Here is a 22,537-nt window from a genome sequence, read left to right as displayed (position 1 = left end):
GCCTACTTCAGGGGCGCGGGGAACTGCGCGACCAGCCACAACGCACCCGCAGACAACGATCCACCGAACCGGCGGAGCCTAGAGCACCGCTGCCGCCGGAACGTACGGTGCCAGTTCCGCCGCCAACTCCTCGTGCACCCGCGCCTTGAGCAGCGTGCCCTCCGCGGTGTGCTCCTCGGAGATCACCTCGCCGTCGGTGTGCGCACGGGCGACCAACTGGCCGTGGGTGTACGGCACGAGCGCCTCGATCTCGACCGAGGGCCGGGGCAGCTCGTTGTCGATCAGTGCGAGCAGTTCGTCGATGCCCTGACCGGTGCGGGCGGACACCGCGATGGAACGCGTCTCCATCCGCATCAGCCGCTGGAGCGTCAGCGGGTCCGCCGCGTCCGCCTTGTTGATCACGACGATCTCGGGTACGCCGGTGGCGCCGACGTCCCTGATGACCTCGCGTACGGCGGCCAGCTGCTCCTCCGGTACCGGATGCGAACCGTCGACCACGTGCAGGATCAGGTCGGCGTCGCCGACCTCCTCCATCGTGGAGCGGAACGCCTCGACCAGGTGGTGCGGCAGGTGCCGTACAAAACCGACGGTGTCGGTCAGCGTGTGCAGCCGTCCGCTCGGGGTCTCGGCCCGGCGCACGGTCGGGTCGAGGGTCGCGAACAGGGAGTTCTCGACCAGCACGCCGGCGCCTGTGAGGCGGTTGAGCAGCGAGGACTTGCCGGCGTTGGTGTAACCGGCGATGGCGACCGAGGGCACCTTGTTGCGGCGGCGCTCCTGGCGCTTGATCTCGCGGCCGGTCTTCATCTCCGCGATCTCCCGGCGCATCTTCGCCATCTTCTCGCGGATCCGGCGCCGGTCCGTCTCGATCTTGGTCTCACCGGGACCACGGGTGGCGAGGCCGCCGCCCTTGCCGCCGCCCATCTGACGGGACAGCGACTGGCCCCAGCCGCGGAGCCTCGGCAGCATGTACTGCATCTGCGCGAGCGCGACCTGCGCCTTGCCCTCCCGGGACTTGGCGTGCTGGGCGAAGATGTCGAGGATCAGGGCCGTACGGTCGATGACCTTGACCTTGACGACGTCTTCGAGGTGGATCAGCTGGCCCGGGCTCAGCTCACCGTCGCAGATGACGGTGTCCGCGCCCGTTTCGAGGACGATGTCCCGCAGCTCGTTGGCCTTGCCGGAGCCGATGTAGGTGGCCGCGTCGGGCTTGTCACGGCGCTGGACGACCCCGTCGAGCACGAGCGCGCCGGCGGTCTCCGCGAGGGCGGCCAGCTCGGCGAGCGAGTTGTCCGCGTCCCTGATGGTCCCCGTGGTCCACACGCCGACGAGCACGACCCGCTCCAGGCGGAGCTGGCGGTACTCGACCTCGGTGACGTCCTCGAGTTCGGTGGAGAGGCCCGCCACGCGGCGCAGGGCCGCGCGCTCGGAGCGGTCGAACTGGTCGCCGTCCCGGTCTCCGTCGATCTCGTGGCTCCAGGCGACGTCCTCTTCCATCAGGGCATCGGCCCGAAGACCTTCGGGGTAGGCGTGCGCGAAGCGCTCAGTGTCCTGGGAAGGGGAAGAAGAGGAGGTCATTGGGTCCTTACGTCGATGGGGTTCCGTGTGCGGTGACGGGGCGAGCCCCGTCATCGAGCACAACGCACGAGCGTCCCGGGAGATTCCCGGAACCCGTCCTGTGGGGCCGGGGGCAGCGCCGCCGACCTGAAGATGGTCGCACGGCACGCCCCGTCTCGTCACGGTGTTATTTCGCGGCACTATGCCGGGGGCGCGACGGACTTCCAGTCAGGGTGCCCGGGCATCGGCGGTGTCTTCTCCGCGTACAGCCAGGCCTGGAAGAACGTGCTCAGATCACGCCCGGCGATGTCGGAGGCGAGGCGCTCGAAATCGGCGGTTCCGGCGACGCCGTCCTTGTGGAGGCCCACCCATGCTTCCTCCACCCGCGCGAACGCCGGGGCACCGATCTCCTGGCGCAGGGCGTAGAGGGCGAGGGCGGCGCCGTCGTAGACGTTGGGGCGGAAGATACCGATCTTCTGGCCGGGCTTGGGCTCCTTGGGGGCGGCCGGTGGTCCGCCGGCGGCCCGCCAGCGGTCGGAGGCCCCGTACGCCGCCTTCATCCGGTCCACCAGTTTCCGGCCCGCCTTCTCCTCGGCGTACAGGGCCTCGTACCAGGTGGCGTGTCCTTCGTTGAGCCACAGGTCGGACCAGGTGCGGGGGCTGACGCTGTCGCCGAACCACTGGTGGGACAGTTCGTGCACCATGATCGAGTCGACGTACCAGGCGGGGTACGCGGGCTCGGTGAACAGGTCTCTCTCGAAGAGAGAGAGTGTCTGTGTCTCCAGTTCGAAGCCGGTCGACGCCTGGGCGATGAGCAGCCCGTACGTCTCGAACGGATAGCGGCCGATCTTGCTCTCCAGCCACTCGATCTGCGCGGGCGTCTTCTTCAGCCACGGCTCCAGCAGCGCGCGGTCCTTGGTGGGGACGACGTCGCGGACCGGCAGCCCGTGCGGTCCGGCGCGGTGCACCACGGTGGAGCGGCCGACGGACACCTGGGCCAGCTCGGTGGCCATGGGGTGCTGGGTGCGGTACGTCCAGGTCGTGGCCGTACCGACCCGGTCGACGCCGGTGGGCAGACCGTTGGCCACGGCCGTGTAGCCGTTGGGTGCGGTGACCCTGATGGTGAACATCGCCTTGTCGGAGGGGTGGTCGTTGCACGGGAACACCAGGTGGGCGACATCGGCCTGGTTGGCCATCGCGAGCCCGTCGTTCGTGCGCACCCAGCCGCCGTCCCGGCCGGCCGGCGACACCGGGTCGCTGGTGTGCCGCACGGTGATCCGCATCCAGCTCCCGGCGGGCAGCGGCGCCCGGGGCGTCACCACCAGGTCCTCGTCGGCGCTGGTGAACGACGCCGGCTCCCCGTCGACGTCGACCGAGGCGACCGTGCCGTGGGAGAAGTCGAGGTTGATCTGTTCGAGGGGGGTGGTCGTCCAGGCGTCGATGGTCGTGACGGCGGACAGCGGCTTGCTGTTGGTTCCCGGATAGCTGAAGGCGAGGTCGTACGACGCCACGTCGTACCCGGGGTTGCCCAGGTGCGGGAAGAGGCGGTCGCCGACACCCAGGGGGGCCGCGGGTGCACTCGCGGCGACGAGGCAGACGGAGACGGCGGAGGCGAGCAGCGCCGACGTGAACCGGGTACGGGGGTTGAGCAGCATGCACCATCGCTACCAGCGCCCGCCCGCCGGTGGGCGGCGACTCGCGCCGGGCCCACCCGAACGGGTACCTCAGGGAACCGCCACGTGATGCTGCGCCCGGCTCACGTCGTACACGCCCGGCACGTTGCGCATGGCCCGCATGAGGGCCGGAAGGTGCGCGGCGTCGGAGAGTTGGAGCGTGTAGGTGTGGCGTACGCGCTGCTGGCTGGGGGGTTCGACGGTCGCCGAGACGATGGCGACGCCCTCCAGGGCGATGGCTTCGGTGAGGTCGGCCAGCAGATGGGGCCGCCCGAACGATTCGGCGACCAGGGTGACCCGGGCCTCGGTGGTGTCCCCCCAGTGCACACCGACCTCCGCGCGCCCGGTGCTCTTCATGTGCGCCACCCCGGAGCACTCCACCCGGTGGACGGTCACCACTCCCCCGCGTACGGCGAAGCCGGTGATCTCGTCGGGCGGTACGGGCGTACAGCAGCCCGCCAGCCGTACGGTCGCGCCGGGCTGGTCGACGACGGCGGTCGCGGCCGCCGGGGACGCGTCGGAGCCGTCCTGGGCGGGGCGGGCGTCGACGGCCGCGCGGGCGGCCTCGGCGTCGGCGGGGTCGCCGGAGGACTCGGGCCCGTGCGCCGGATCGTCGTGTGTCGGGTGGGCGGCCAGCCAGCGCTGGATGGCGATCCTGGCGACGGGCGTGCGGGCGTGCTCCAGCCACTCCCTGGAGGGCTCGGAGGCCGGGTCCTGCCCCATGAGGAGCTGGACCGTGTCGCCGTCCCGCAGGACCGTGCTCAGCGTCGCCAGCCGGCCGTTGACCCGGGCGCCGATACAGGCGTGCGCGTCTTCGCCGTACTGCGCGTACGCGGCGTCCACGCAACTCGCGCCCTCGGGCAGCCCCAACGAGCCCCCGTCGGCCCGGAAGACGGTGATCTCGCGGTCCTGGGCCAGGTCCTCGCGCAGGGTCGACCAGAAGGTGTCGGGGTCGGGCGCGGCCTCCTGCCAGTCGAGGAGACGGGACAGCCAGCCGGGCCGGGTGGGGTCGACGCGCTCGCCGTCGGGGTCGGTCTGCGCCCTGTCGCTGCCTGACTGCTCCTCCGAAGGAGGAGCGTAGGGATTGCCGAGCGCGATGACGCCGGCCTCGGCGGCCTTGTGCATCTGGTGGGTGCGGATGAGTACTTCGGCGACCTGGCCGTCCGCACGGGCGACGGCGGTGTGCAGCGACTGGTACAGGTTGAACTTGGGGACGGCGATGAAGTCCTTGAACTCCGAGACGACGGGCGTCATACAGGTGTGGAGTTCGCCCAGTACGCCGTAGCAGTCGGCGTCCTCGTTGACGAGTACCAGGACCCGCCCGAAGTCGGAGCCGCGCAGCCGGCCGCGTTTGCGTGACGCCCGGTGCAGGGACACGAAGTGCCGTGGCCGGATGAGGACTTCGGCCTGGATTCCCGAGTCGCGCAGTACGGCGCGTACCTCGTCGGCGATCTCGGCCAGCGGGTCGTCCGCGCGGGACGCGTTGTCGACGATCAGTTCCCGGGTGTGCTGGTACTCCTCGGGGTGCAGGATCGCGAAGACCAGGTCTTCCAGTTCGGTCTTGAGCGCCTGGACACCGAGGCGTTCGGCGAGCGGGATGAGCACGTCCCGGGTCACCTTGGCGATGCGCTCCTGTTTCTCGGGGCGCATCACGCCCAGGGTGCGCATGTTGTGCAGGCGGTCGGCCAGTTTGATCGACATCACGCGGACGTCGTTCCCGGTGGCGACGAGCATCTTGCGGAAGGTCTCGGGCTCGGCGGCGGTGCCGTAGTCGACCTTCTCCAGCTTGGTGACCCCGTCGACGATGTAGCGGACCTCGGCGCCGAACTCCTCGCCGACCTGATCCAGCGTCACGTCCGTGTCCTCGACGGTGTCGTGGAGCAGAGACGCCGTCAAGGTCGTGGTCTCGGCGCCGAGTTCGGCCAGGATCAGGGTCACGGCGAGCGGGTGCGTGATGTACGGCTCGCCGCTCTTGCGCATCTGGCCTCGGTGCGAGGACTCGGCCAGGACGTAGGCCCGGCGCAGCGGTTCGAGGTCGGCGTCGGGATGGTGGGCACGGTGCGCCTCGACGACGTGGCCGATGGCGTCGGGCAGCCGGTCGCGGGTCGCGGAGCCGAGGAACGCCGCTCTGCCCAGTCGGCGCAGGTCGATCCGGGGGCGGGTCCGTCGACGGGGCGACGGGGGCCCGTCCTGTTCCGGCGAGGCCGCGAGCTTCGGCGAGGACGTCACAGCACCTGGGCTCGCGGGATTCGTGGCCTCCGCACTCATGGGCACCTCCGGCTACCTGGACCGGCGGACGGGATGCCCCATGGCGGACGGCGGCTCAGGGGATGGCGTTGTTCCCCCGTCCGGGCCGGTGCTTGATGCTACCGAGCCCACCACGCGCGACTGACCACCTCTCGTCGAGCGTGAAACGGATCACCCATTCGAGCGACGTTTCGGGAGACCGCGTTTTCAAGCCGAGCGAGCTGGGATTCCACGTCGATTCGAGCTCTACCGGGCCTCAAGGGCTACGTTTCCGCAGTCCACATCGCCAGCAGGCTGCGATACCCGGTCATCGACCACTTCAGATCACCGTGCTTTCCAGCCACTCCGCGTCGATCTCGCCCTCGGCGACGATCACCGCGGGCCCGGTCATCTCGATCTCGCCGTCGGCCCGCTCGGTGATCACGAGGCGTCCGCCGGGCACATCGACGGTGTACGTCACCGGGGTTCCGGTCACGGCCGGGTCGGCGCCGTCGCGCCGGGCGGTGGCCACGGCGACGGCACAGGCGCCCGTACCGCACGAGCGGGTCTCGCCGGCCCCGCGCTCGTGCACGCGCAGCGCGACATGCCGCGGGCCACGGTCGACCACGAACTCGACGTTGACGCCGTCCGGGTACACGGAGGCCGGGCTGACCGGCGGCGCGGTGAACAGGTCGCCCGCGTGCGCGAGGTCGTCCACGAAGGCGATCGCGTGCGGGTTGCCCATGTTCACGTTCCGCGCGGGCCAGCTGCGCTCGCCCACCCGCACCACCACCTCCCCTTCGGGGAGGAGTGCCTTGCCCATACCGACGGTGACGTCGCCCTCCTTGGCGAGGTGCACGCTCTTCACGCCCCCGCGCGTGGCGACCTTGAGGTCCCCCTCGGACACCTGTCCGGCCCGCTGGAGGTAGCGCGCGAAGACCCGCACCCCGTTGCCGCACATCTCCGCGACGGAGCCGTCGCCGTTGCGGTAGTCCATGAACCACTCCGCCTCGGCCGCCATGCCCTTCGCCTCGGGATGCGCGGCGGACCGCACGACGTGCAGCAGTCCGTCACCCCCGATGCCCGCACGCCGGTCGCACAGGGTGGCGACGGCGGCCGGGGTGAGGTCGATGACGTTCTCGGGGTCGGGGACGATCACGAAGTCGTTCTCGGTCCCGTGGCCCTTGAGGAAGGCGATCCGCGTGCTCATTCCCCGATCGTACGGGGTGCCACTTCCAGTCCGTCCGGCGTGACGGCAGGGCTAGCGCAGCCGGGCGACCCGCCATACGGCGAGGCCGATGACCACGACCACTGTCACGACGTACGCCGACACGACCCGCCAGTCTCGCCGGTGGTCCTCGCCGAGCCCCGGAGCCGTGTAACCGACCCGACGCGCGGCCATCATTCCCCAGCCGGCGGCGCAGGAGCAGATGAGCAGCCCCAGCATGGCGATCACGGCTCCGCTGTCGCCGAAGTCGAACGCCAGCGGGAAGGCGAACATCAGGGAACCGAGCGCTGCCAGGACCACGATCGGAGCGAGCTGCCAGATGCGCAGACGGCGCTGCGGTCGCAGCTCGACCTCGACCTCGGGTCCGAGGAACATCTCGTCCGGTCCGGGTCCGTCGGCGGTCACGCCGCCCTGTGTCTCGTCGGGCCCGTCCGGGCTCAGACGATCCTCGCCCTGTTCCGCTTCGCCACCGTCACCGGTGACGTGTCCCGCGCCTTGTGCGGTGTCGCGAGGGCCGGCCTCCATCGCCACGCGCCCTCCCAACTCGGACTCCACTTGGTCGATCGAAGCTCGATGATGGCACGGCGCCGGAGGCCTGGATGACGGCTGGAGCGTCCCGATGCCATGACGTGATCAGGCTGTGACCGGTCGTTCGAGCAACGCCAGTGCGAGGTGCGGAAGTTCTGTGAGATCCGCCGCAGCCCCACTCAACCAGTGCACCCGGGGATCGCGCCTGAACCACGAATCCTGACGGCGCGCGAAGCGCTTGGTGGCGCGTACGGTCTCGGCCCGCGCGTCGTCCTCACCGCACTCCCCGGCGAGCGCCGCGAGCACCTGCTGGTAGCCCAGCGCGCGCGATGCCGTGAGCCCCTCGCGCAGGCCGTGCGCCTCCAGCGCGCGCACCTCGTCCACGAGCCCCGCCGCCCACATCCGGTCGACCCGCCGGGCGATGCGCTCGTCCAGCTCGGGACGGGACACGTCGACGCCGATCTGCACGGTGTCGTACACGGAGTCATGGCCCGGCAGGTTGGCGGTGAACGGCTTGCCGGTGATCTCGATGACCTCCAGCGCCCGGACGATACGGCGGCCGTTACTGGGCAGGATCGCCTGCGCGGCCTCCGGATCGGCGGCGGCCAGCCGGGCGTGCAGGGCGCCGGAGCCGCGCAGGGTGAGCTCCTCCTCCAGGCGGCCCCTGACCTCGGGGTCGGTGCCGGGGAACTCCAGGTTGTCGACTGCGGCCCGGACGTACAGGCCGGAGCCGCCGACGAGGACCGGCCAGCGCCCCTCGGCGAGCAGCGCGTCGATCCGCTCACGGGCGAGGCGCTGGTACTCGGCGACGCTCGCCGCGACGGTCACTTCCCAGATGTCCAGAAGATGGTGCGGGATGCCCCCGCGCTCCTCGGGCGTCAACTTGGCCGTGCCGATGTCCATCCCTCGGTAGAGCTGCATCGAGTCGGCGTTGACGACCTCGCCGCCGAGACGCTGAGCGAGAAAGACGCCCAGATCGGACTTTCCGGCCGCGGTGGGGCCGACGACGGCGATGACTCGTGGGGTGGGGGCTGCGCTGCTCACCGCCACAGTCTCGCAAACCCTCGACCCCTCCTCGAACGAGCGACGTGACGGCGGGGGTCCGTGGTCGTTGCCAGTTGCGAGGTTCGCGCCGCCGGATTCGGGAGGCGGTGACGGGGGCGACGCAAACGGACGCACCGGGCTACGCGGGATTTCGCCCGCACGAGTAACGTATGGAGTGGATATGGGTGTTTTTGCACGGCTTCTCGGACGGTCGAAGACCACGGAGGAGGCCTCGACCGCCGATGAGCAGTCCGTCGTCGTGACGGACGAGCCGGCGGCGGAGGAGACGGAAGCGGCGAAGGAGTCTCACGAGGCCGGCAGCGGTGCCGAGACGGAGATCACGGCGGAGAAGACGGAAGCCGTGGCCGTACCTACCACCGAGGCTGTGGAGATTCCCAAGCAGCAGTCCGCCGAGGAGGCCGCCGACAGCGAGGCCGGTGAGGGCGCCCGCAAGTAACTGCCCGCGAGGGAAGGCGAACCATGGGTCTGCTGGACAATCTGAAGGCGAAGCTCGCCCCGGCCAAGGAGAAGGTCGCGGACTTCGCGCACCAGCACGAGGGCCAGATCGAGCGGGGTCTCGACAAGGCCGCGAAGGTGGTCGACGAGAAGACCAAGGGCAAGTACAGCGACAAGATCCATACGGGCACCGGCAAGGCCAAGGGCGCCGTGGACCGACTCGCCCACAGGGACGGCGGCACCCCGGACGACAGGTTCACGCCACCGCCGGACGCGCCGCCGCCGACTTCCTGACGGGCGCGCACGACAGCACGACACACATCGACGGACGGCTGCGGAGCGACACGCTCCCGGCCGTCCGCCGTGTCGGGCGAGAGCCGCGTCGGCGCCGCTACGACCAGGCCGCGACCACGTACCCGACGCCGTACGGCGCGTCCTCGTAGAGCAGCGTGCCCGCGAGGCCGGTGTTCTCGGCGGCGCCCGCGAGGACCTGCCAGGGCGCCCGGCCCGAGGCCTTCAGCTCGTACGCCAGTTCCGCGTCCAGCGCCTTGAGCGCCGATACGTCCGCCGACCCCAGCGCCCGCGCGACCCCGGCGTCGAATCCGACGGCCCGCTCGTCCAGGTACCCCGGCGACTTGAGCGTGCGGCACGCGCTGGCGTCGCCCATCACGAGCAGAGCCACCCTCTCCGGCTGCACGCCGATCCCCCTGCCGACCTCGACGCACCGCTCGGCCGCCAGCGGCTCCCCCACGCCCAGCCCCTCCACGGGCGCCTCCGACCAGCCGGTCCGCTCCAGCAGCCACGCGGCGACGGCGAGTGCCGGGGGCAGCTCCCGTTCCGCCGCCGGCCCTCCGGCGGCCCCGGCGCCCAGCGTCACGTCGAGGTCGACCCCGAAACCGCGGAACGAGCCCCGCGTCCCCGCCGGGTGCGGTCCGCGTCCGCTCTGTCCGGCGGGGCCGACGACGAGCAGCCGGTCGGGGCGGGAGGCCGCGAGAACGCCCAGCGCGTCCGTACAGGCGATGCGGGCGGCGTCCAGCTCGGGGGCGGCGCCCGCGGCCACGTCGGGCACGAGGAGGGGCGGACAGGGGCAGACGGCGGCGGCGACAAGCATGATCGGCAGCGTAACCCCGGAGGACGACCCGGTGTCAGTCCTCGAAGAGCACGTCGGTCAGGTCGATGACCGTCAGCAGGAGAACCACGAGCTTGCCCTCACTGATCACGTACTCGATGAAGAGATTGCGCGACAGGGCGAGTCCACGCGTGGACTCGTCGCCGAGGACGGAGTGGGAGAGCTTGTGCCGCGGGTCGGTCGACAGTATGGCCAGGCCACGCTCCAGCAGGTCGCGCCTGTCGGCGGTCAGGCTGTCGCGCACTTGGGCGGCCTGTTCGGTGAACGCGACGCTGTACGGCAACATGTGGTGCTCCTTCCCTGTCCGTATTGTGCCAGGACGTCAGTCGCAGCCGCAGCCGCTTCCGGCGGCCACCGGCAGCGGAGCCGGAGCCCCGATCCCCGGCAGGCCGAGCATGACGCCCGCGGGCTTCGCGGCCTCCGCGGTGTTGCGTTTCTCCCAGGCGTCACCCGCGCGCGTGGGACGCACGCCCAGGACGGCGCCCTCGGCGAGGAGGTGGTGCGGGGCGGCGTACGTGATCTCGACCGTCACCACGTCCCCGGGGCGCACGGGGATGTCCGGCTTGGTGAAGTGGACCAGGCGGTTGTCGGGGGCACGGCCGGAGAGCCGGTGGGTGGCGCCGTCCTTACGGCCCTCGCCCTCGGCGACCATCAGCTCCACGGTGCGGCCGATCTGCTTCTTGTTCTCGTCCCAGGAGATCTCCTCCTGGAGGGCGGCGAGGCGCAGATAACGCTCCTGGACGACCTCCTTGGGGATCTGGTTCTCCATGGTGGCGGCAGGCGTGCCGGGCCGCTTGGAGTACTGGAAGGTGAACGCCTGCGCGAATCGCGCCTGACGCACCGCGTGCATCGTCTGCTCGAAGTCCTCCTCGGTCTCGCCGGGGAAGCCCACGATGATGTCGGAGGTGATCGCCGCGTGCGGGATGGCCGCCCGCACCTTCTCGATGATCCCCAGGTACCGGTCCTGGCGGTACGAGCGGCGCATGGCCTTGAGGATCGTGTCCGAGCCGGACTGCATGGGCATGTGGAGCTGCGGCATCACGTTCGGGGTCTCGGCCATCGCGGCGATGACGTCGTCGGTGAAGTCGCGGGGGTGCGGGGATGTGAAGCGGACGCGCTCCAGGCCGTCGATCTTCCCGCAGGCCCGCAGCAGCTTGCTGAAGGCCTCACGGTCACCGATGTCGGAGCCGTACGCGTTGACGTTCTGGCCGAGCAGGGTGATCTCGGAGACGCCCTCGCCGACCAGCGCCTCGATCTCGGCGAGGATGTCGCCGGTACGGCGGTCCTTCTCCTTGCCGCGCAGGGCCGGGACGATACAGAAGGTGCACGTGTTGTTGCAGCCGACGGAGATCGACACCCAGGCCGCGTACGCGCTCTCGCGCCGCGTGGGCAGCGTCGACGGGAACGCCTCCAGCGACTCGGCGATCTCGACCTGCGCCTCTTCCTGCACGCGCGCGCGTTCGAGGAGGACGGGCAGCTTGCCGATGTTGTGCGTACCGAAGACGACGTCCACCCAGGGCGCCCGCTTCACGATGGTGTCGCGGTCCTTCTGCGCGAGACAGCCGCCCACGGCGATCTGCATCCCGGGACGCTTCGTCTTCATCGGGGCGAGCCGGCCGAGGTTGCCGTACAGCTTGTTGTCGGCGTTCTCGCGCACGGCGCAGGTGTTGAAGACGACGACGTCCGCGTCACCGTCCGCATCCTTGGGCGCACGCACATAACCGGCGTTCTCCAGCAGACCGGACAATCGCTCGGAATCGTGGACGTTCATCTGGCACCCGTAGGTGCGCACTTCGTAGGAACGTGGAGGTTCCTGGGTGTCCACCTCAGAAGTAACCATCGGGGAATTCGCCTCATCAACGCTGGCCAACCGCATGGTGCGCCAGTCTACCGTTCGGTCTTACATGCAAGCTCTCAGGCTGCTGGGACTGCACGAGACCCCGATGAGCGCTCTGTCTCTCCAACTGCTGTTCTCCACACTGGAGACGGTCACCAACATCAACACGCGCCGTAAGTACACAGTCGCACTACGTGCCATCTTCCGGGATGAGCTTCCGGGCATCAAGGGACTGAAAATTCCCAAGGCAGTGCCGAGGGAATACGACCTCCCCACGGAAGAGACGCTTCGGTTCATCCTCATGATGTCGCCCTTTGAATTCTATGGGTTGCTCATGATGTACGGCGGTCTGCGTATCGGTGAGGCTGTAGCCATCACGCCAAAAGACCTCAAGGGGAACATCCTCAAAGTCACCCGGCAAAGGGATGACATGGACCACTTGGTTTTGAGCAAGACCCAAGGGGATGTGGTTATCCCTAGGTGGCTCGCAGAGCGTGTAAAGGCTCACAAGCCTGAGACAGTCACAACCGGGGCCGTACGCGAGAGCCTGTGGCGGTACGGCAAGAAAGTCGGGGTTCACGTCAACCCGCACATGCTGAGGCACTGGTACGCCACACAGCTAGCCAAGAACAAGGTCTCACCCAAGGCAGCACAGAAGCAGCTACGCCACAGTGACATCAAGACGACGTTGGACTTCTACACACAGTTCACCGGCAAAGACAGACCCGACATCGTTGATGACATATTTGGCCGCTGACATGCAGCAAACACCCGAATGCCCCGGTTTCCCAAGGGAAACCGGGGCCTTCTGATGTTCAGAGCCAGATAGCGGCTACATCTCTCTTGTCTAGGTCCGGGTCTCCTTCCCAAGGTGAGGGAATGTCCCTGTAAGGACGCCACCCAAGCGGCACGTCCTTGTGCCGAGGGTTGGTCTTGGCTTCCCATGACTGCCAATGCTGGTAGCACTTCTGAAGCCAAGCCTCAGCAGCCGGACGGGAATTCCATTCGAGAGGCAGGAGGGATGACGGGTCATCCTTGTCAGGGAGCGTGCAGTAAGCCCACAGCTCCAAGTCGAGGATGACCCATAGACGTTGGTCGGGGGTCATGGTGGGGACGTAGCGACTGGGCATGACACTTGGGCTATCGAGCCATTACAACTAACCGCGACGTCTGACAAGGCGTCAGAGCGACGTCAAACAGGGCGTCAAACCGGTGTCATTGTCGCCGTCACAGGGCTACCGTGATGACCATGAAGACACCGAACGCCAAGCTCCGAGCTGTCCGCATGGGCTTGCTCATGAGCCAAGACGACCTAGCCCGAGCCATCCGTGAGGCTGGCCAGCAAGCAGGGGAACCCAACGACGCCAACAAGCGGCTCGTACAGCGCTGGGAGGGCGGGACGACAGCAGCACCCCGACCGGTCTACGCAAGGGCTCTGGAGAGGGTCACAGGGCTTCCCATCGATGCTCTGGGGTTCACGGCCCCTGTGCCGACCGCGCGGGTCTCAGACGACGGGCACGGGGGTCATGACCTTGAGCCATCGTCGGCAACGTCCCCCAGCTCGACCACACCAACGGCTCAGACAGCTACCAGGACACCGAACGGCAACTATTCGGGTATCTGGCTGAGCCGCTACGAATTCTTCTCAAGCGGACGTGACGAGACGTTCACGGGGCTTCATTACGTCGTGCTCTTGCAGCATGGCAACAAGCTCACGGTTAGGTCTCTACCTAACGCCTCTCTCAACCCCAATTCTCCTCTCACCATGGACTTGACCCTTGATGGGAACGTAGTCACAGGGACTTGGCTTGAGGAGACTGCCTCTGAGGGTTACTACGCAGGGGCTAGGTATCACGGTGCCATTCAGATGCTCATTGAGCCCACTGGAAGGCGCATGGTCGGCAAGTGGTTGGGGTTCGGCAAGGAATTCGACGTGAACACGGGTCCGTGGATACTGGAATTCAAAGACGCCAACACCAACAAACAAGCACTTGAGAAGTGGAACACCCGACCAGAAGCATGAAGGCAAGACAAAGGGCCCTAAGCGTTTAGTCGCTTAGGGCCCTTTAGCTTTTGCTAGCTATGCATCCGGGTTGGTCTTACCGGTGCTGCGGTAGTACGCCTCAATGATGGTGGAGGCGATACGGCCCCTGTCCTTTACCTCGTGTCCGGCACCCTTGGCCCATGCGCGAATAGCGTCAAGGTCGTGAGGGCTCTTTCCCTTGGGGGCCGTAAGCGTTGCCTGAGCGCCACGGATGACAGGCGCCTGAGCTTCACGCGCGTTCTTGAGGAACGGGGCAAGAGCCTTTTCGAGCTTGTCTCGGCTCACCTTGCCCAAGTCCACCTCATAGTGAACGGTCTTGTAGTACTTCTCTACCTTGAGCTTGGTAGAACCATCTTCGTTCTTGATGGGGTCACCCTCGGCATCAAGCTCTTCTACCTCTTCCTCTTCCTCTACGGGAACAGAAAGCTTGAGGGTCTGTACGTCCTCAGTGGTCTTGCCGTCCACATCGTCCGTCGTAGAGACCTTGACGTAGACAGTCAGGTTACCGATGCCATCGACGTAAGCCTGTGTCTCTTTGACCCCAGGCTCATCCTTCTGGTCTGCGGTTACCGGCACTGCATTGGTCGCCATGTGGCTTCCCCTCTGTTCTTGGTGGCAAGAGGGTAGCACGCAGCCTCATTGTCAGTGCCGGATGTTAGAATAGAAGTAGTGAGCAAGAGGTGGCAGGAAGAGCCAGAAAAAACTTTTTAAGCACTACACGCTAGCGACCAAAACGGGCCGCCTGAATTGGACATAAGGGACCCTAGATGGTAAGGTAGTAGTAGTTGAAACAACGTGGACTAGACGTTAGGAGATACCCAAGAACTTGAAGCTTGGCCCTCGGTGCTAGTCCCACCGGGGGCCTTTTCTATGCCTCAACAACTTAATAGCAATACGGGCAGACTTCGGACCTGAAATGACAGGCACACCGGTTCCAACTTGAAAAGTCCTTGGAACCCCACTTAGCCCAGGGTAGGTCAAAGCAGACGAGACAAACGGTAGCCGCTGCTTTGAAGTAAGGATAAGAAGCAGAGAACAACTTCTCTAACCAGGATGACTGGTCTAGGGAATTCGTATGTCCAAAAACAAGATAGAAGGTAACAAGGAATGAAGACACTAGGTTTTGATGGAACAGAATACAAGGCAGTAAGCAAGTACAAGACTTTCTGCTCGCTCTGCTCAAGGATGGTTTACAAGGATGAAGCTTGCTTCACATGGGATGGTCGAATGTTCTTCGCTCACCTCAACTGCAACGATGAGGAAGTAAGAACAAGGATGACTAACACTGAATTTAGAAAGACAGCTAAGAAAACAAGCAAGAGACCTAAGAAGAGATGACGCGTGCGGCCATGCCGCACGGCGGGGCTTTGCCCCGCAAGCTTAAGGAGACAACTAATAACAAGGAGAAGAACATGGAACTGTTGATAATTGCCGGGTTGGTCATCTCTGCTTACCACCTAGGTAAGAGCAAAGGTTACGACAAGAAGAAGGCGGAAGGATGCAAGCACGTCATCATAGTCAAGGAGAAGAAGAGGTAATTGGGAAAAACAGTTAGATGCTCAAGATGCAACAAGGGAAAGACGCTTGGCGAAAAGTGGGTAGTCATCAACGAAGACATCTACCACAAGAGGTGTGCCGAGAGGATAGAGAAAGGCAAGAGATAAAGACATGCAGCAAGTGTGAGGGTCACAAGACCCTTGCCTCATTCAGGATGGCTCAGAGAAGCACAGACGGATACGACTGGTGGTGCAAGAACTGTCGGAGCGACTACGAGACAGAACGGCGGGGTTCGAGGAAGAGGTACAGAGACAAGAACCATGACGTAGTCCAACCCTTTGACTGGCACACCTTCCTTGCCGACGTTGGAGCCTAGTACAAACCATGGTACAAATGTGCCGGCCTCCCCGTGATGGTACAAACTGTGGTACAATGAAATAGTCATCGAAACATATTCCCTTGTTGGGGGCCTAAGGCACTGAGCTTTAGGCCCCTTTCTCATTGTCACGTTTATGTAACAGAATTAAAGGCACTACTAACTGGAGGCTTTTCTTCAAGCGCGCTAATAGATATTCCTTTATAATAGAAATACAGGCAAAGGAATGAGCCTGAATAAAACAACAAGGAATAGATGACATGTTTGAAATGACACAAGAAGGCTGGCTTAAGGTACCGGTCACGCAGGATGAGAAGAACCAATGCAAGGTAGTGGGACAACAGCGTACGCACTATCAGAAGGTTATTAGGGGCAACGCAGATAACCCCGAATACGCTGGAAAGACTTTCCGGGTCATGGGAGCCGACCAAGACGCTCTAGGCGTTATGGCAGAAATGGCGGTAGTGAAAGCACTAGGCCTACCTACCTTTGACCTAAGCAATTGGAGCTACTACGTAGAAGACAACCGCTACAAGCTCCCAGAAATTATGTGGTTCCTAGAGGTACGTAGGGTCAATAGTCCTGCCAACCCTTTGAAGGTGTTCCGCAAGGATGTAAGAGATAACGCTCTCAATGTGAAGACCTACATCGACTTTGAGGCAGAAAACGGCCGGGTGTTGAGCTTCAAGCCTTACGTCTACATCCAAGGATGGAGAGAAGCCACAAGAGGCTTTGAGCAAGGCCAGTACAAGTCAGAAGACCTAAGACACGTACACAAGCTAGAAGAGCCTGAGACGCTTATGGAAGCGTTCTACAGCCGCCTTGGCTTCGGCTACGAGGTGGCAGCATGACATTCGGACTACTGCTCATCCTTGCCATGCTATGGGCATACGCACTAACACACACACTATTGGAGATGGAGAAGTAATGGAAACAAAGGACATGAACCAGCTAATGGTAGTCATGGAAAAGCTCTGCCTGGTCTTTGGTCAGTCAGATGATGAGGTTAAGCGCATTGAGCTACGACCGGGGGTTATCCGCTTTGTACGCAATGATGGATGGCTCGAATTCACCGGGGTTGATGGTTCAGGAATGAAGTTCACACCAAACAAGGAGACAACATGAGATACGAATACAAGCGCCTTACATCAAGCCTAGGCAGGCTTCTAACAGAGCCAGAGCTTAACGCCCTAGGTACAGAGGGATGGAACCTCATTCACGTTATCGGTACCACTTGGTACTTCCAGCGTGAGCTAAAGGTAGTTACACCAAGACAGACAAGAACTAAGAAGGAGGTAACACAGTGAATGTAGAAGTAGAGGTAGCAGTAACCGACATCTGTAATGCGGCGGGTATCCCTCGTGCAGATGTAGTAGCAGTAACAGTAGACACACTAGGTGTCACGTTCTCCATCATCGCTAGAGATGACAATGGTGACCCAATGACGAACGGTGATGGCATCTATCTTGTTAGGCAGTATTACGCACTGTGAGCAAGTACAGCGCAAGGACGAGCAACTATAAAGCCAATAGGTTGCTCGTCCTCAAGCGTGATGAATACACCTGTGTACTACAGCTTGAGGGGTGCACTGTTGAAGCAACTGAAGCAGACCATGTCATCCCTAAGTCACAAGGAGGAACAGACGACGTAGACAACCTCGTTGCTGCTTGTAAGAATTGCAACAACAAAAAGTCCGACACTGTATTGACAAGGAAGAATTGGCTAAACCCACGGTGGTTCGCCTGACAACGACCCCGTTTTTTCTGAGAACGCGCTAAACGACCCCGCCCCCAGTCAACTTTTTTACACGAGGTGGTGAAAACTTACGCCCTAAGGAGGCACTTAAAACACAATGAGCAACACATTTACACAGAGCGTCAGGCTATTTCTTGATGCTGCCGAATGGTTGGACCAGGAGGCCGATGCACCGGCTATCACTGCCCTTGAAAAGCTAGCTGAAGCACTAGACAAGAACGTCACGGCTAGCCTTGCTGCGGAATTCAATAAGACGTTCCGCTATTTGCGTACTTCAAAGCCTGTCACTGAAGACGACCTAGATGATGAGGACTTGGCGCCAAGGGAATGACGGCTCCACTTTGGATGCCGACCCTTTACACCCCTTCTCTCAATGGAACAGAAGACTTCCCGACTGATGGTGACAGGCTCATCAGGGTTGTTGAGAAGTATTGGAGGGTTCCTGACACCGGAAAGCTAGTCAAGCTCTATGACTGGCAAAAATGGTGGCTAAGACACGTCCTTGAGCTGTACCCGGATGACTGGCCAGTTGTTGAGCTAAGAGGAAAGCTCCGCTATCGACAGCTAGTCACAAGCCTTGGTCGGCAGAACGGTAAGAGCCTCCTAGGTTCCATCCTTGGCTTTTATGGCCTTGTCATGATGGCTAAGGGCCCGGTCGTTCTCTCTCTTGCTCACACGCTTGAGGGAGCGAACATCATCTATGACCGTGTGAAGTACGCCATCAATAGCAATGCTCGGCTAGGTAAGGGCATTAAGGCGACCGGTACCCGAGGAATTCAGAAGACTGACGGCTCTGGTATCTACAAGGTCAAGCCTGCCAAGGAAGAGGCTCTACAGGGCATCCCAATTGACCTCTGCCTCTTTGATGAGGTTCACATCTGTCCTCCTGAGATGTGGAACGCAGTAGTCAACGGCATGCGCTCAAAGGCACAGGCAGTGGTCTGTGGCATCACAACGGCCGGTGACGAGAACAGCGAGCTACTGCACGCGCTCTACGAGACAGGGCGACAGGCGGCTACTGGAGACCCTCGTTACGAGCGGTTCGGGTTCTTCCTATGGGAAGCACCTGAGGGAGCGTCTACGGACGACCCAGAGGCCATTAAGGCTGCCAACCCGACTGTTGCTTGTGGAGCCATTCCCGTACAGCGGGTCATTGACGACACCAGGAGCGAGCCAGAGCACAAGAACAGACGCTTTGTGCTTAACCAGTTCGTCACCTCTGAGGGCTCTTGGTTGCCTATGACGTTCTGGCGTCATGCTCCTACTGGCTCCATCCCTGCCGGAGCAAGGGTTTCGTTCTTCATTGACCGTACTGCCTCTTGGGAATACGCCTATGTCCGGGCGGCTGCAAAGGTAGGTGACGTCATCTATGTAGAGACAGTGGCAACCCTGGTAAAGCCTTCCCGAGAAGGGCTGCTAAGGCTCTGTCAGCTTCTTTGGAAGCATGCACCTATCAGCTTTGTTCTTGATGGTCACATGCTAAGAGACTTGGGAGACCAGCTAAAGCAGCACGGTTATCCGGTGAAGGTTCTCAAGGCTGGTGACATGATGAATGCGGCGGCTACCTCCTATGCCTTGCTTGCTCAAGGGAAGGTAGTGCACGACCATGACCCGCTTGTGACTTATCAGATGCCTAAGGCTATGCGTAAGAACATTGGTGAAACATGGGCTGTTACCCGCAAGGGAGGAACGGTAGAAATTGACGGGGTAATGGCAACCATCATGGCTATCTACATTGCCGCAACAGAAAGCGAAGTAAGGATGATGTAGGCCGCACCCTAATACAATGTGTGCTACAATAGTCTTAACATGAAAACTTCTAATGGAAAGGGTTTCTGGAACAGGCTCTTTAAGCGAAATGATGGTGTATCAGCGCTAGAAAAGCGTGCACTTAGTGCCCCTGTTCGCCCTGACTACATCACGACTGTTACGGCTGACGACGCATTGCGTATTAGTGCCGTCTTTCGTGCTGTCTCCATTCTCAGCACTTACATGGGTCAATTGCCTGTAGGTGTTTGGCGCAACGGCTCTGAGGTTGCTAACCCTGGTCGTAAGGTTGCCTCTCTCATTGAGCGACCTAACTACCATCTGTCTCAGTCTTCATTCATGAAGCAGACAACGGTATCCCTAGCAACCTCAGGCAATGCCTATTGGCGTCTGTATCGCTCAGAGCCAAACGCTAGTGGCATCGTAGAGAACATCCAGGTTCTTAACGCTCACAACGTCACTATTGAAATTGACCTTGAGACAGGTAAGCGTTCTTACGGCTACTTTGATGAGCGAGGAACTTACCGTTTCGAGGACTGGCAAATTAAGCATCTTCGCTTGTTTGAGCTTCCTGGTTACGAATACGGACTAGGACCTATTCAGCAGGCTCAGACAGAGCTAACAGGCGTTGTAGATACCCAAAGCTATGCCGGTAACTGGTTCCGTGAGAGCGGCATCCCTAACGGCATCCTGCGTACAGACCAGCCATTGCCACCGGGCATGCATGAGCAGTACGCCGAACAGTGGGATGACAGACGACAGGGCTATAAGACCAAGGTTCTGTCTCATGGTCTCGACTACAAGCCAATGGTTCTCGCTCCAAGAGACGCACAATTCCTTGAGGTACAGCAGTTCAACGTAACCTCTATTGCTCGTCTGTTTGGTGTGCCTGCTGCAAAGCTCTTGGCTGAGGTTAATGGAAACAGCATGACTTACCAGAACCTCTCTGAGGCGAACACGGACTTTATCCGTGACACCTTGTCTGCCTACATCAAGGTTATTGAGGAAGCTCTTACAGACCTCATTCCACGCGGGCAGTCAGTCAGGTTCAAGGTTGAGGCTCTTCTAAGGGCCGACCAGAAGACCCGTTATGAAACCCACGCTATCGCCATTGATAAGGGCATCAAGACGGTCAACGAGGTTCGAGCAGAGGAAGGCTTGCCACCTATTGACGAACCAACCCCTAAGGAGGACACCACAAAAACACTATGACAGGAATTGAAACACGTTCATTCGAGGTTAGGAGCGTACAGGAAGACCGAACAGTAGAAGGCATTGCCGTTCCATACGGCGAGACTATCGACCTAGGCGGTATCTATGAACGCTTTGAGCCGGGGGCTTTCGGTGAACCAACAGACGTAAAGCTCTTCTCAGAACACAGAGACCTCATTGGGGTTGTAGAGAAGACAGAAGACACCGACAAGGGCTTTGTTATCAAGGCTCGCATCTCTAAGACACCAAAGGGAGACGAGGTTTATACCTTGCTCCGTGATGGTGCACTAAACAAGTTTTCCGTTGGCTTCATTCCGGTTGAGACCCGCGAAGAAGACAACGTATTCGTACGCACAAAGGCCGAACTGAAGGAAGTTTCCGTTGTTGCCTTTCCTGCTTACACAAATGCAGACGTCGCGCTTGTTCGCAACGCTGACACCACATCTATCAAGGAGACACATATGTCTAACGACACTAATGCTCCGGAGGTTGCAGAACTAAGAGACGCTGTAACTGACTTGGAGCGCAGGATGGCCACAATTTCAGAGGCTAAGCCTGCTAACGCAACCCTTGACATCCGTTCTGCGGGTGAATTCATTAAGGGTCTACGTGATGGTTCTACCAAGGAAAAGGTAGAGCACTACAACCGTGCATTCTCAGGAATGACAACGACTGACGGTAATGTTCAGCCTGCTTGGGTTGCTTCTAATATCCGTCTTGCTAACGAGAACCGTGACACCCTGAACCTCTTCTCAAAGGAGGCTCTACCAGCATCCGGAAACAGCGTTGAATACCTAACCCTTTCTGCGGCTACCGGTACTGTTGCTGTTCAGGCTGCTGAAGGTGATGACCTTGGTTACCTTGAGGTTGTTCTAGATGACGCTACTGCCCCAGTAAAGACTTACGGTGGATACACCAGTCTTTCACGACAGGCTATTGAGCGCTCTGGAACCCCTCTTCTTTCTACTGCTTTTGAGCACATGGTTCGCCAGTACGCAAAGGCCACTAACGCTGCTGTTCGTGCGGCTCTTGTTGCTGGTTCTGGCTACCAGACTGCAACGCTTGCGGCCGACACCGGAGCCGGTTGGGTTGGCCTTGTGGTTGACGGTGCTGGTCTTATTCACGACAACGGCTTTGGCTCTGAGGCTGAATTCATCTTGGTTTCAAAGGATGTCTTTAAGCGTGTAGCCGTTATGGCTGACAGCTCAGGTCGTCCTCTTCTTGAGGTGAACGGCGATGGTTCAAACACCATCGGTTCTGCCGGACGTGCCCGTAAGGGTTCTATCTTCGGTCTGCCTCTTGTGGTTGACCCTGGTCTTGCTGCTAATTCTTGCTACATCGCTTCTAGTGATGCTCTCAAGGTTTGGGAAAGCGCGGGTGCTCCATTCCGTCTTGATGATGAGAACATCATCAACCTCTCTAAGGACTTCTCTCTTTACGGCTACATGGCTGTTGGTATCACCAACGTCAAGTCTGTCGTAAAGGTTGACGTTGACCTTGTCTGAGGTGTCAATTGATGGACTGGACAGACTTCAAGAAGTACGTCACTGGTAATGAGGCTACTTACGTAGTCACCGATGATGCTTATATTGAACAGTGTTGGGATGAGGCGGTAACGCTCGTCTCCAACTTTGTCGCAACGCAAGTAGTTCCACAGTCCATCATGGATAGGGCCGCTCTAATTTGCGGAGCGGCCCTCTATCAAATGAGAAAGACCCCAATGGGTATTGCTCAGTTTGGTGAGGACAATAGCCCTATCCGCCTTGCTAGAGACCCTATGCAGGGCGCTTATCCACTACTTAAGGCTTACATGGTGGTGGGTATCTGATGGCAACCCTAAAAGAACTACGCACCGAAATTGCCGAAGCCTTCAACGCTGCTGGCTTCAACGTGACTTTTGCAGTCTCCGGAACTATTGACCCGCCTGTTGTTGCGGTAACCCGAGGACTGTCTTTTATTGCTAGAGGAGACACCTTTGGCAAGAAACTTATTTCCTACGACGTGACATTTCTAATAGGCCCTGAAAGCAGCCCGGCTGTTGATGAAGCCCTAGACGCACTTCTACCGGAAATTATTACCGTCCTTGAGGACAGTCTCTCTGACTGGGACTACGAGGATATCCAGCCCTATTCATTCAGCATTGAAGGCCAAGAGGCCGTGTTGGGTGTTCGGGTGACCCTATCTATTGAAATTGAACTAGGAGGTTCATAA

The 22,537-nt window shown here is 61.6% G+C and carries 25 protein-coding genes; 15 read left to right on the top strand and 10 right to left on the bottom strand.

Annotated elements, in window-relative coordinates; genetic code table 11:
* Positions 1-78: 78 nt before the first annotated feature.
* The 6 genes from hflX to miaA form a co-directional block, all read right to left on the bottom strand.
* A complete protein-coding gene (gene hflX / locus STRTUCAR8_RS28115) occupies positions 79-1,575 on the bottom strand; it encodes a GTPase HflX (protein WP_006379462.1) in 1,497 nt (498 codons plus the stop codon).
* 179 nt (positions 1,576-1,754) lie between these two features.
* Positions 1,755-3,209, bottom strand: coding sequence for a M1 family metallopeptidase (locus tag STRTUCAR8_RS28110; protein WP_006379475.1), 1,455 nt, complete (start codon positions 3,207-3,209; stop codon positions 1,755-1,757).
* 69 nt (positions 3,210-3,278) lie between these two features.
* Entirely contained in the window at positions 3,279-5,495 is a 2,217-nt protein-coding gene (locus STRTUCAR8_RS28105) for a RelA/SpoT family protein (protein WP_044473015.1), read from the bottom strand.
* 298 nt (positions 5,496-5,793) lie between these two features.
* The gene (dapF, locus tag STRTUCAR8_RS28100) at positions 5,794-6,663 is read right to left on the bottom strand and encodes a diaminopimelate epimerase (protein WP_006379470.1); all 870 of its coding nucleotides are present in this window, start codon (positions 6,661-6,663) and stop codon (positions 5,794-5,796) included.
* A gap of 51 nt (positions 6,664-6,714) precedes the next feature.
* Complete coding sequence (locus STRTUCAR8_RS28095; protein WP_006379465.1) at positions 6,715-7,206, bottom strand: hypothetical protein; 492 nt, start codon at positions 7,204-7,206, stop codon at positions 6,715-6,717.
* 108 nt (positions 7,207-7,314) lie between these two features.
* Positions 7,315-8,253, bottom strand: a complete 939-nt coding sequence (gene miaA / locus STRTUCAR8_RS28090; protein WP_044473014.1) for a tRNA (adenosine(37)-N6)-dimethylallyltransferase MiaA — start codon at positions 8,251-8,253, stop codon at positions 7,315-7,317.
* A 181-nt stretch (positions 8,254-8,434) separates the two neighbouring features.
* Here miaA and STRTUCAR8_RS28085 point away from each other — a divergent pair, with 181 nt between their 5' ends.
* Both STRTUCAR8_RS28085 and STRTUCAR8_RS28080 read left to right on the top strand, forming a co-directional pair.
* Positions 8,435-8,710, top strand: coding sequence for a hypothetical protein (locus STRTUCAR8_RS28085; RefSeq protein WP_006379460.1), 276 nt, complete (start codon positions 8,435-8,437; stop codon positions 8,708-8,710).
* A gap of 23 nt (positions 8,711-8,733) precedes the next feature.
* Positions 8,734-9,003: an antitoxin gene (locus STRTUCAR8_RS28080; protein WP_006379476.1), complete on the top strand. Its 270-nt coding sequence runs from the start codon at positions 8,734-8,736 to the stop codon at positions 9,001-9,003.
* A 97-nt stretch (positions 9,004-9,100) separates the two neighbouring features.
* Here STRTUCAR8_RS28080 and STRTUCAR8_RS28075 read toward each other — a convergent pair whose 3' ends face one another.
* From STRTUCAR8_RS28075 to miaB, 3 genes are read right to left on the bottom strand one after another with little or no spacing between them, the layout of a single operon-like run.
* On the bottom strand, positions 9,101-9,820 hold the full coding sequence (locus tag STRTUCAR8_RS28075; RefSeq protein ID WP_006379454.1) for a class III extradiol dioxygenase subunit B-like domain-containing protein: 720 nt from the start codon (positions 9,818-9,820) through the stop codon (positions 9,101-9,103).
* A gap of 34 nt (positions 9,821-9,854) precedes the next feature.
* A complete protein-coding gene (locus tag STRTUCAR8_RS28070) occupies positions 9,855-10,124 on the bottom strand; it encodes a hypothetical protein (RefSeq protein WP_006379456.1) in 270 nt (89 codons plus the stop codon).
* Positions 10,125-10,160: 36 nt separating this feature from the next.
* A complete protein-coding gene (gene miaB / locus STRTUCAR8_RS28065) occupies positions 10,161-11,678 on the bottom strand; it encodes a tRNA (N6-isopentenyl adenosine(37)-C2)-methylthiotransferase MiaB (RefSeq protein WP_006379479.1) in 1,518 nt (505 codons plus the stop codon).
* Here miaB and STRTUCAR8_RS28060 point away from each other — a divergent pair.
* On the top strand, positions 11,656-12,432 hold the full coding sequence (locus tag STRTUCAR8_RS28060; RefSeq protein WP_044473013.1) for a tyrosine-type recombinase/integrase: 777 nt from the start codon (positions 11,656-11,658) through the stop codon (positions 12,430-12,432). The genes miaB and STRTUCAR8_RS28060 overlap by 23 nt on opposite strands.
* 492 nt (positions 12,433-12,924) lie before the next feature.
* A complete protein-coding gene (locus STRTUCAR8_RS28050) occupies positions 12,925-13,698 on the top strand; it encodes a helix-turn-helix domain-containing protein (protein WP_044473020.1) in 774 nt (257 codons plus the stop codon).
* A gap of 57 nt (positions 13,699-13,755) precedes the next feature.
* Here the strand turns inward: STRTUCAR8_RS28050 and STRTUCAR8_RS50325 are convergent, their stop codons facing one another.
* Positions 13,756-14,310 (bottom strand): Lsr2 family DNA-binding protein, encoded by a 555-nt coding sequence (locus STRTUCAR8_RS50325; RefSeq protein ID WP_063891241.1) that lies wholly within the window; start codon positions 14,308-14,310, stop codon positions 13,756-13,758.
* Between the two features lie 743 nt (positions 14,311-15,053).
* Here STRTUCAR8_RS50325 and STRTUCAR8_RS52885 point away from each other — a divergent pair.
* The 11 genes from STRTUCAR8_RS52885 (at position 15,054) to STRTUCAR8_RS52855 (ending at position 22,537) form a co-directional block, all read left to right on the top strand.
* Positions 15,054-15,257: a hypothetical protein gene (locus STRTUCAR8_RS52885; RefSeq protein ID WP_143666474.1), complete on the top strand. Its 204-nt coding sequence runs from the start codon at positions 15,054-15,056 to the stop codon at positions 15,255-15,257.
* A gap of 595 nt (positions 15,258-15,852) precedes the next feature.
* Positions 15,853-16,443: a hypothetical protein gene (locus tag STRTUCAR8_RS52880; protein ID WP_143666473.1), complete on the top strand. Its 591-nt coding sequence runs from the start codon at positions 15,853-15,855 to the stop codon at positions 16,441-16,443.
* A gap of 76 nt (positions 16,444-16,519) precedes the next feature.
* Positions 16,520-16,717 (top strand): hypothetical protein, encoded by a 198-nt coding sequence (locus tag STRTUCAR8_RS52875; protein WP_143666472.1) that lies wholly within the window; start codon positions 16,520-16,522, stop codon positions 16,715-16,717.
* Complete coding sequence (locus STRTUCAR8_RS52870) at positions 16,714-16,899, top strand: hypothetical protein (protein ID WP_143666471.1); 186 nt, start codon at positions 16,714-16,716, stop codon at positions 16,897-16,899. Before STRTUCAR8_RS52875 ends, STRTUCAR8_RS52870 begins: the two co-directional genes overlap by 4 nt.
* Before the next feature lie 181 nt (positions 16,900-17,080).
* Complete coding sequence (locus STRTUCAR8_RS55835; protein ID WP_078507345.1) at positions 17,081-17,338, top strand: HNH endonuclease; 258 nt, start codon at positions 17,081-17,083, stop codon at positions 17,336-17,338.
* A 106-nt stretch (positions 17,339-17,444) separates the two neighbouring features.
* Positions 17,445-17,678: a hypothetical protein gene (locus STRTUCAR8_RS52865; RefSeq protein ID WP_143666470.1), complete on the top strand. Its 234-nt coding sequence runs from the start codon at positions 17,445-17,447 to the stop codon at positions 17,676-17,678.
* A gap of 14 nt (positions 17,679-17,692) precedes the next feature.
* Positions 17,693-19,117, top strand: a complete 1,425-nt coding sequence (locus STRTUCAR8_RS50315) for a terminase large subunit domain-containing protein (RefSeq protein WP_158697478.1) — start codon at positions 17,693-17,695, stop codon at positions 19,115-19,117.
* A gap of 39 nt (positions 19,118-19,156) precedes the next feature.
* Complete coding sequence (locus tag STRTUCAR8_RS50310; protein WP_078507343.1) at positions 19,157-20,326, top strand: phage portal protein; 1,170 nt, start codon at positions 19,157-19,159, stop codon at positions 20,324-20,326.
* Positions 20,323-21,831 carry an HK97 family phage prohead protease gene (locus STRTUCAR8_RS50305; RefSeq protein WP_078507342.1) on the top strand — a complete coding sequence of 503 codons (1,509 nt, stop codon included), beginning with the start codon at positions 20,323-20,325 and terminating at the stop codon, positions 21,829-21,831. The genes STRTUCAR8_RS50310 and STRTUCAR8_RS50305 overlap by 4 nt, the downstream gene beginning before the upstream one ends.
* Positions 21,832-21,842: 11 nt before the next feature.
* Positions 21,843-22,154: a hypothetical protein gene (locus STRTUCAR8_RS52860; protein ID WP_143666469.1), complete on the top strand. Its 312-nt coding sequence runs from the start codon at positions 21,843-21,845 to the stop codon at positions 22,152-22,154.
* Positions 22,154-22,537, top strand: coding sequence for a hypothetical protein (locus STRTUCAR8_RS52855; RefSeq protein ID WP_143666468.1), 384 nt, complete (start codon positions 22,154-22,156; stop codon positions 22,535-22,537). The genes STRTUCAR8_RS52860 and STRTUCAR8_RS52855 overlap by 1 nt, the downstream gene beginning before the upstream one ends.

This window comes from Streptomyces turgidiscabies Car8 (genome assembly GCF_000331005.1).
Taxonomy (GTDB): domain Bacteria; phylum Actinomycetota; class Actinomycetes; order Streptomycetales; family Streptomycetaceae; genus Streptomyces; species Streptomyces turgidiscabies.
The sequence above is the reverse complement of the archived record's forward strand: the minus strand, read 5'-3'. Positions and strand labels throughout refer to the sequence as shown.

What these genes read in the sequence shown, in the direction of transcription:
- STRTUCAR8_RS28080 (WP_006379476.1), top strand. Translation starts at nt 8,734, where the DNA reads ATGGGTCTGCTGGACAATCTGAAGGCGAAGCTCGCCCCGGCCAAGGAG.
- STRTUCAR8_RS28050 (WP_044473020.1), top strand. Translation starts at nt 12,925, where the DNA reads ATGAAGACACCGAACGCCAAGCTCCGAGCTGTCCGCATGGGCTTGCTC.
- STRTUCAR8_RS28085 (WP_006379460.1), top strand. Translation starts at nt 8,435, where the DNA reads ATGGGTGTTTTTGCACGGCTTCTCGGACGGTCGAAGACCACGGAGGAG.
- STRTUCAR8_RS50315 (WP_158697478.1), top strand. Translation starts at nt 17,693, where the DNA reads ATGCCGACCCTTTACACCCCTTCTCTCAATGGAACAGAAGACTTCCCG.
- STRTUCAR8_RS52880 (WP_143666473.1), top strand. Translation starts at nt 15,853, where the DNA reads ATGTTTGAAATGACACAAGAAGGCTGGCTTAAGGTACCGGTCACGCAG.
- STRTUCAR8_RS52865 (WP_143666470.1), top strand. Translation starts at nt 17,445, where the DNA reads ATGAGCAACACATTTACACAGAGCGTCAGGCTATTTCTTGATGCTGCC.
- dapF (WP_006379470.1), bottom strand. Translation starts at nt 6,663, where the DNA reads ATGAGCACGCGGATCGCCTTCCTCAAGGGCCACGGGACCGAGAACGAC.
- STRTUCAR8_RS52860 (WP_143666469.1), top strand. Translation starts at nt 21,843, where the DNA reads ATGGACTGGACAGACTTCAAGAAGTACGTCACTGGTAATGAGGCTACT.
- STRTUCAR8_RS52870 (WP_143666471.1), top strand. Translation starts at nt 16,714, where the DNA reads ATGAGATACGAATACAAGCGCCTTACATCAAGCCTAGGCAGGCTTCTA.
- STRTUCAR8_RS50305 (WP_078507342.1), top strand. Translation starts at nt 20,323, where the DNA reads ATGACAGGAATTGAAACACGTTCATTCGAGGTTAGGAGCGTACAGGAA.
- STRTUCAR8_RS28070 (WP_006379456.1), bottom strand. Translation starts at nt 10,124, where the DNA reads ATGTTGCCGTACAGCGTCGCGTTCACCGAACAGGCCGCCCAAGTGCGC.
- STRTUCAR8_RS28110 (WP_006379475.1), bottom strand. Translation starts at nt 3,209, where the DNA reads ATGCTGCTCAACCCCCGTACCCGGTTCACGTCGGCGCTGCTCGCCTCC.
- STRTUCAR8_RS52885 (WP_143666474.1), top strand. Translation starts at nt 15,054, where the DNA reads ATGACGCGTGCGGCCATGCCGCACGGCGGGGCTTTGCCCCGCAAGCTT.
- STRTUCAR8_RS28075 (WP_006379454.1), bottom strand. Translation starts at nt 9,820, where the DNA reads ATGCTTGTCGCCGCCGCCGTCTGCCCCTGTCCGCCCCTCCTCGTGCCC.
- STRTUCAR8_RS52875 (WP_143666472.1), top strand. Translation starts at nt 16,520, where the DNA reads ATGGAAACAAAGGACATGAACCAGCTAATGGTAGTCATGGAAAAGCTC.
- STRTUCAR8_RS28105 (WP_044473015.1), bottom strand. Translation starts at nt 5,495, where the DNA reads ATGAGTGCGGAGGCCACGAATCCCGCGAGCCCAGGTGCTGTGACGTCC.
- STRTUCAR8_RS50310 (WP_078507343.1), top strand. Translation starts at nt 19,157, where the DNA reads ATGAAAACTTCTAATGGAAAGGGTTTCTGGAACAGGCTCTTTAAGCGA.
- STRTUCAR8_RS50325 (WP_063891241.1), bottom strand. Translation starts at nt 14,310, where the DNA reads ATGGCGACCAATGCAGTGCCGGTAACCGCAGACCAGAAGGATGAGCCT.
- STRTUCAR8_RS52855 (WP_143666468.1), top strand. Translation starts at nt 22,154, where the DNA reads ATGGCAACCCTAAAAGAACTACGCACCGAAATTGCCGAAGCCTTCAAC.
- hflX (WP_006379462.1), bottom strand. Translation starts at nt 1,575, where the DNA reads ATGACCTCCTCTTCTTCCCCTTCCCAGGACACTGAGCGCTTCGCGCAC.
- miaB (WP_006379479.1), bottom strand. Translation starts at nt 11,678, where the DNA reads ATGGTTACTTCTGAGGTGGACACCCAGGAACCTCCACGTTCCTACGAA.
- STRTUCAR8_RS28095 (WP_006379465.1), bottom strand. Translation starts at nt 7,206, where the DNA reads ATGGAGGCCGGCCCTCGCGACACCGCACAAGGCGCGGGACACGTCACC.